The 6,268-nt window shown below is 42.9% G+C and carries 7 protein-coding genes; 4 read left to right on the top strand and 3 right to left on the bottom strand.

All coding sequences use genetic code 11. The annotated features are described in order from the left end of the window. Nucleotides 1-46: 46 nt before the first annotated feature. From ROSEINA2194_RS11475 to ROSEINA2194_RS11465, 3 genes are all read right to left on the bottom strand, one after another. Nucleotides 47-841: an ABC transporter ATP-binding protein gene (locus ROSEINA2194_RS11475; protein WP_044927762.1), complete on the bottom strand. Its 795-nt coding sequence runs from the start codon at nucleotides 839-841 to the stop codon at nucleotides 47-49. Between the two features lie 8 nt (nucleotides 842-849). Further along, nucleotides 850-1,806, bottom strand: coding sequence for an ABC transporter permease (locus tag ROSEINA2194_RS11470; protein WP_007887047.1), 957 nt, complete (start codon nucleotides 1,804-1,806; stop codon nucleotides 850-852). A gap of 221 nt (nucleotides 1,807-2,027) precedes the next feature. Then, nucleotides 2,028-3,071, bottom strand: a complete 1,044-nt coding sequence (locus ROSEINA2194_RS11465; RefSeq protein ID WP_021923514.1) for an ABC transporter substrate-binding protein — start codon at nucleotides 3,069-3,071, stop codon at nucleotides 2,028-2,030. A gap of 243 nt (nucleotides 3,072-3,314) precedes the next feature. Between ROSEINA2194_RS11465 and ROSEINA2194_RS11460 the strand changes: the two genes are divergently transcribed. The 4 genes from ROSEINA2194_RS11460 to ROSEINA2194_RS11445 all read left to right on the top strand — a co-directional run bounded on the left by ROSEINA2194_RS11460 (nucleotide 3,315) and on the right by ROSEINA2194_RS11445 (nucleotide 6,187). After that, nucleotides 3,315-4,025: a ComF family protein gene (locus tag ROSEINA2194_RS11460; protein WP_021923513.1), complete on the top strand. Its 711-nt coding sequence runs from the start codon at nucleotides 3,315-3,317 to the stop codon at nucleotides 4,023-4,025. Between the two features lie 12 nt (nucleotides 4,026-4,037). Continuing rightward, the gene (locus ROSEINA2194_RS11455) at nucleotides 4,038-4,445 is read left to right on the top strand and encodes a flagellar protein (RefSeq protein ID WP_007887033.1); all 408 of its coding nucleotides are present in this window, start codon (nucleotides 4,038-4,040) and stop codon (nucleotides 4,443-4,445) included. 254 nt (nucleotides 4,446-4,699) lie between these two features. Further along, nucleotides 4,700-5,125 (top strand): hypothetical protein, encoded by a 426-nt coding sequence (locus tag ROSEINA2194_RS11450; protein WP_007887031.1) that lies wholly within the window; start codon nucleotides 4,700-4,702, stop codon nucleotides 5,123-5,125. A 60-nt stretch (nucleotides 5,126-5,185) separates the two neighbouring features. Continuing rightward, nucleotides 5,186-6,187: a hypothetical protein gene (locus tag ROSEINA2194_RS11445; protein WP_007887029.1), complete on the top strand. Its 1,002-nt coding sequence runs from the start codon at nucleotides 5,186-5,188 to the stop codon at nucleotides 6,185-6,187. Nucleotides 6,188-6,268 lie beyond the last annotated feature (81 nt).

The raw sequence follows: 6,268 nt of genomic DNA, 5'->3' as shown, positions 1-6,268 counted from the left end.
GTAAAAACACTACAGAATCTGCGACACTACGTCCGTTAAACTCCGGTTATGACAATAATGCCTTGTCGTTAGCAAATTCCTGCCCGCTGACTTTTTCAAACTGGTGCAGCAGATCTTCAACTGTCAGTTTCTTCTTTTCCTCGCCGGAAATATTTAAGATAACTTTTCCTTCGTGCATCATGATCAGGCGATTTCCGTGCACAATAGCATCCTTCATATTGTGCGTTACCATCATAGCGGTCAGATGATTGTCGGAGATAATCTTGTCGGAAATCTCAAGTACTTTTGCAGCCGTTTTCGGATCAAGGGCAGCGGTGTGTTCATCTAACAGTAAAAGTTTTGGTTTCTGGATGGAAGCCATCAACAGTGTGATTGCCTGACGCTGTCCACCGGAAAGCAGTCCGACTTTGCTGGTAAGACGATCTTCAAGACCTAAATCCAATGTTTTTAACATTTCCCGGTAGGTGTCGCGTTCTGCCTTCGTGATTCCCCAGCTTAACCCACGCTTTCTGCCACGGCGGGCTGCAATTGCCATATTTTCCTCGATGGACATGGTGGTTGCAGTTCCGGTCATAGGATCCTGGAAGACACGGCCTAAATATTTGGCGCGTTTGTATTCGGATAATTTTGTGACATCATCACCGCCAATAAATATTTTGCCGGAATCCACTGGCCAGACACCTGCGACAGCGTTTAAAGTTGTGGATTTTCCAGCACCGTTACCACCGATAACAGTGACAAAATCGCCATCTTCTAATGTCAGATCAACTCCGTTTAAAGCAATTTTTTCATTGATCGTACCAGCGTTAAATGTTTTGCAGATATGATCGATTTTTAACATTTCAGCCATTATTTTGCCACTCCTTTCCTGCTATGTTTCGCTTTCAGATACGGGATTGAAAGGAAGATAGCTACTACAATTGCAGAGAATAATTTCAGGTCGTCGGATGGGAATTTCAACCATAAAACAACACTTAAAACAAGGTAGTACAGGATAGCTCCGGCAATGACGGAGAGCAGTGTGTAAGCAAATGCAATTTTTTTGCCGGCACACATTTTTCCAAAGAGGACATCGCCAATGATAACAGCAGCAAGTCCGATAACGATCGCACCACGTCCCATATTGACATCCGCTGCTCCCTGATACTGGGCGTAAAGTCCACCGGAAAGTCCTACAAGACCGTTAGAGATCATCAGTGCAAGTACGGTATGAAAATCAGTGTTGATTCCCTGCGCTCTTGCCATCTGCCGGTTACAGCCGGTTGCACGGATCGCATGTCCCTGCTCTGTTCCGAAATACCAGTAGAGAATGGCAACGAGTACAACGCAGAAGAGGATACAGGTCGTAAACATACGGATTTTGCTTGCAGTTGAGTCCGAAATATAGCGGAGTGAAACAACAAGGCTGTATTTGTCAACGCTGACTGCCTGATTGGAACTTCCGAGAATATTTAAGTTGATAGAGTAAAGTGAAATCTGCGTCAGGATACTTGCAAGGATTCCCGGGATCCCAAGTGCGGTATGTAACATTCCGGTGATAAATCCGGCGGTCATTCCTGCAAGAAAAGCAAAGATAAGAGCAAGCCATGGGTTCATGCCTGCGCGGATCAGCATAACGGCGACTGCACCTCCGGTCGCCATGGAACCGTCAACGGTCAGATCGGCAAAATCCAACAATTTGTAAGTAATGTAGACTCCAAGTGCAAGGAGTCCCCAGATGAGTCCCTGTGCGCATGCGCCCGGCAGGGAACGGAGCAATGCCAGCGGGCTCAGGGAAGCTAAATAAGTTGTTAACATCATCGTCATAAGAAATCTCTCCTTATTTTTTTATAAAATGCCTGTGCGGAACTATTTGGTGCAAAAATCATCTACAAATATAAAACAATATTCATGAAATCAATTGCTTGCAGAACAAAATACCCACAGCATAAAATACCTGCGGTATTTGTTGAGACGAAATACCGCAGGCATATTATAACATAATACTAAAACGATTTAAAGCTTTAACTTGTTGCATTGATGAAAGATTATTCTGTTTCAATTGCAACATAATCATCAGGAGGTGTGATTCCAAGCTGGGAACAAATATCTGCATTGTACTCTTTTGTTACCTGTGGTGCAGTCTTGATCTCCATCGTTGTGATATCAGCACCGTTTACAAGGATATCATAAGCCATCTGGCCTGCTGTGTATCCGATATCATAGTAGCTGATAGAAAGCGTTGCAACACCACATCCGGAACAGATGCCTTCCTCACCGGCAATGATCGGAATACCTGCCGGAAGAGCGATGTTATTGATGGTTTCCGTGTTGTTTGCCATTGTGTTGTCTGTTGGAATATAAATAACATCTACTTCGGAAACTGCTGTCTGTACCACAGAGGTGATATCATTGGAATCAGAAGCAGTATATTCTTTGTACGCGATGCCGTCAGCATCTAAAGCAGCCTCGATCTGGGTAGCCTGATACTTGGAGTTTGGCTCTGCGGAACAGTAAAGGATACCGACTGTTTTTACATCCGGGAATAATTCTTTGATCATGGCTTCCTGTTCATCTAAAGGAGCAAGATCGGAAGTTCCGGAGATATTTCTTCCGGTAGAACCTGTCCAGTCGTCAATCTCAAGGGCAGTTGCATAATCCGTAACAGAAGTTCCGAGAATCGGGATCGTGCTTGTAGCAGCGGCGGAACACTGTAAAGCAGTGGTTGCATTTGCAAGGATTAAATCATAATTGCTGGCAACAAAATTGTTTGCAATGGTAGCACAGTTTGCCTGCTCGCCCTGTGCGTTCTGAAGGTCAAATGTTACATTATCTGCACCGAGCAGCTCTGTCAGTGCGTCCTCAAAGCCCTGGGAAGCAGCGTCAAGAGCAGGGTGCTCTAACTGCTGTAAAATACCGATCGTATATTTCTGACCATCGGTACTGCCTGCTGCAGCGGATTCTGTTGTTGCTGCTGAATTGTCAGCAGATGCAGAGGTATTGTCGGAGGCTGTATCGCCGCCGCATGCTGTCATGGAAACTGTCATTGCAGCTGCCATCATGACAGAGAGTATTTTGTTCATCTTTTTCATATTCATTCTCCTTATCATTGATCATAGCCTTTAATGCTTTAAAGCATTAATGCTTTTAATGATTGAATTATAATCACTCATACAGGATTCGTCAACCGGAATTTGAGAAAAAATGTGTAAAGGACACTCATTTTTTCGGTGAGGATCATAAGAAAAAGATTTAAAATCTTAAGAAAACCTTTATAGTATGCAGGGTAGAAAAGTGTTAGGATGGAAACCGGAGAGATTTTTAGAAAGGATTTTATGAAAATAAAAGAGGGGTTATCCAACATTGTATTTCCTCCAAGATGCCCTGTCTGTGATGAGGTGATATATGTTGGGAAAGATACATGTGAAGACTGCCGGAAGAAAGTGATCTGTATCGGGGAACCGTCCTGCAAAAAATGTGGCAAGCCATTAGAAGACCAGAGGAGGGAATACTGCACAGACTGCATGAGGAAAAAACACTATTTTTCCCAGGGAAAAGCGGTTTTTGTTTATCAGGGAGAAATCCGCCAGTCCATGTACCGTTTTAAATATAGTAATAAACGCGAATATGCAGATTTTTATGCGAAAGAAGCAGTGCGCATCTATGGAGACTGGATCCGAAGAAAACAGATCGAAGCAATTGTACCCGTTCCCATGTACCGTTTGAAGGAAAAGGGGAGAGGGTATAATCAGGCAGCCGTATTTGCGCGGACTCTGGGAGAAAAAATGAATCTTCCGGTGGAAAAGCGCATGGTAAAACGAATCCGGAATACCACGCCGCAAAAAGAATTAAATGATGTCGAACGGAAGATAAATCTAAAAAAAGCTTTCCAGTTAGTACCAAATATAGTAAAATATAGGAAAATATTAATTGTAGATGATATCTATACGACGGGAAGCACGATCGATGCAGTGGCAGAGGTACTTTTGCAGGCAGGGGTGGATGAGATTTATTTCCTATGTATCAGTATCGGCGAGGGATTTTAGGAGGAATATGCTATGGATGTAAGAAATTGTAAGGGCTGTGGAAAACTCTTTAATTATATGAGTGGCGCACAGCTTTGCCCTGAATGCAGGGCAAAGCTTGAGAAGAAATTTAGCAGCGTGAAAGATTATATCGGTGAACATCCACAGGCATCCATCAGTCAGGTGGCAGAGGATATGGATGTTTCTGTGAAACAGATCAAACAGTGGGTGAAAGAGGAGAGACTGATCCTCTCGGAAGCTTCTTTAGATGGTGTGTTGTGTGAACACTGTGGCAGACCGATCACAAGCGGACGCTTCTGTGACAAGTGTAAAGCTGCTATGGCAAATAATCTGCGGAGTGCTTTGAACAGACCACGTCCAATGCAGCAGAGATCGGGCGGAGAGCGTGATGAAGGGGATAAGATGAGATTCCTGAGATAGAACCGGGAACAGAATGTCACATATCTGAAAATAAGGACAGAATTTATAAAAAAGCAGGGCGCATAGCTACGTTATTTATATAGATAGAAACGTAGAAAGGTCGCATCTGCTTTTTTTTGTTTTGAAAATACCGCCTACTGTGTTATAATGATGAATAAGAATGCATAATTGCGTGAAGAATGTACTTTTTCAGAAAATGAGATGGGTTTATTTTATAGTAGATACATTGTGTGACAGACAGGAAGGAAATCTGCATGGTTAACGAAGAACGTTTACATCATATGATAAAAATGGCGATATTTGACACCGATCAGGGAAAAGAATGTAAGCCGATGACACAGTATGCAAGAAAAGATTATGTTTCGCTGCGTATGCTTGGAAGCTTTGTGTCAGGAACGATTGGCTTTGCGCTGATCCTTGTGACATGGGGCATTTATTCCATGAACCAGTTAATGGAGAATCTGAATGCAATGGATATTCAGGAACTGCTGACATCCGTGCTGGTAAAGTATATTGTGTTTATGATTGCTTACATGGCGATCACGTATTTTGTTTATAATAGAAGATATACAAAGGGACGCCGTGAGGTAAAGAAGTATTATGGCAATCTGAAGAAGCTGAATCAGTTATACGAGAGGGAAGACAAGCTGAAAATGTCTGAGAATAAAGACTGGGAATAATCACTGAACGCTGCCGGGGGGCAGGAAAATCAGGAGTAAAACAAACGGCGGGAGGCTAAAATGACAACCTTATTAGAATTGAAAGAGAAACTGATCCGTTTTTACGGAAAAAATGAAATATATGTGAAACCGGCGATCCGGTTTGTACTTGCATTGTTTACATTCCTTATGATCAACAACAGTATTGGATATATGAAACTGGTCAGCAAGACTCCGGTTGCAGTCATTCTTGCACTTGTGTGTTCCATGCTTCCGGCCAATGGACTGATTGCAATTGCTGCGTTGGTCGTTTTGGCGGATCTGTATGCATTATCCATTGAGGTGTGTCTGGTAGGACTTCTCATGTTTGCGATCATCTATTTTATTTATTTCCGTTTTTCCCCAAAGAGTGGTATCAATGCGGTTCTGACACCGGTCTGCTTTAAGCTGCATATTCCTTATGCGGTACCGGTTGGCTCCGGTCTGCTGAGTGAGGCGTATTCTGTAGTGTCTGTTGCCTGCGGTACGGTGATCTATTTCTTTATCCATGGAGTGAGCGAGAATGCAAGCGCATTGAGCGATGCAGCGGAAGAGACGGATTCTTCGGTATCAAAAGTAGTAGTGGCATTGAACCAGCTGATTGGAAATAAAGAGATGTACCTTGTTCTTGGCATTTTTATCATTACGACACTCATTGTCTATGTGGTGAGAAAGCTTGACATTGAGCATTCATGGACGGTTGCATGGGCATCCGGTATTTTATTTGAAGCGATTGGACTGACAGCAGGATACATTTTACTTGGGATTTCAGACAAAATTGCCGGTGTGATCATTGGAAGCGTGATCTCCGGTGTGATCGCCATGATCATCCAGTTTCTGTTTTTTAATCTGGATTACTCCAGAACGGAACGACTCCAGTTCGAGGATGATGATTACTATTATTATGTAAAAGCAGTTCCAAAGTCTCTGGTGACAGAGAAGGATAAACAGATCAAACGTTTTAACGGCAAAAACGAGAAGGAACGTTTGAACAAGAAGAAATTTGCAGAAGAGATGGACATAGACGAAAATTTATTAGATTAAAAGGAAGTGAATCCGGTGCAGAATTTAGGCGTAATATTGCGGACGTTTTGGGAAAAAGCGGTGTCTTACCTGACGCTTCAG

It is taken from the genome of Roseburia inulinivorans DSM 16841, assembly GCF_000174195.1.
GTDB lineage: Bacteria > Bacillota > Clostridia > Lachnospirales > Lachnospiraceae > Roseburia > Roseburia inulinivorans.
Note: the sequence above shows the minus strand (reverse complement) of the source record. Positions and strands in the feature narration are given on the sequence as shown.

Coding starts and splice junctions, on each gene's coding strand:
- ROSEINA2194_RS11475 (WP_044927762.1), bottom strand. CDS start 841: ATGTTAAAAATCGATCATATCTGCAAAACATTTAACGCTGGTACGATC.
- ROSEINA2194_RS11470 (WP_007887047.1), bottom strand. CDS start 1,806: ATGACGATGATGTTAACAACTTATTTAGCTTCCCTGAGCCCGCTGGCA.
- ROSEINA2194_RS11465 (WP_021923514.1), bottom strand. CDS start 3,071: ATGAAAAAGATGAACAAAATACTCTCTGTCATGATGGCAGCTGCAATG.
- ROSEINA2194_RS11460 (WP_021923513.1), top strand. CDS start 3,315: ATGAAAATAAAAGAGGGGTTATCCAACATTGTATTTCCTCCAAGATGC.
- ROSEINA2194_RS11455 (WP_007887033.1), top strand. CDS start 4,038: ATGGATGTAAGAAATTGTAAGGGCTGTGGAAAACTCTTTAATTATATG.
- ROSEINA2194_RS11450 (WP_007887031.1), top strand. CDS start 4,700: ATGGTTAACGAAGAACGTTTACATCATATGATAAAAATGGCGATATTT.
- ROSEINA2194_RS11445 (WP_007887029.1), top strand. CDS start 5,186: ATGACAACCTTATTAGAATTGAAAGAGAAACTGATCCGTTTTTACGGA.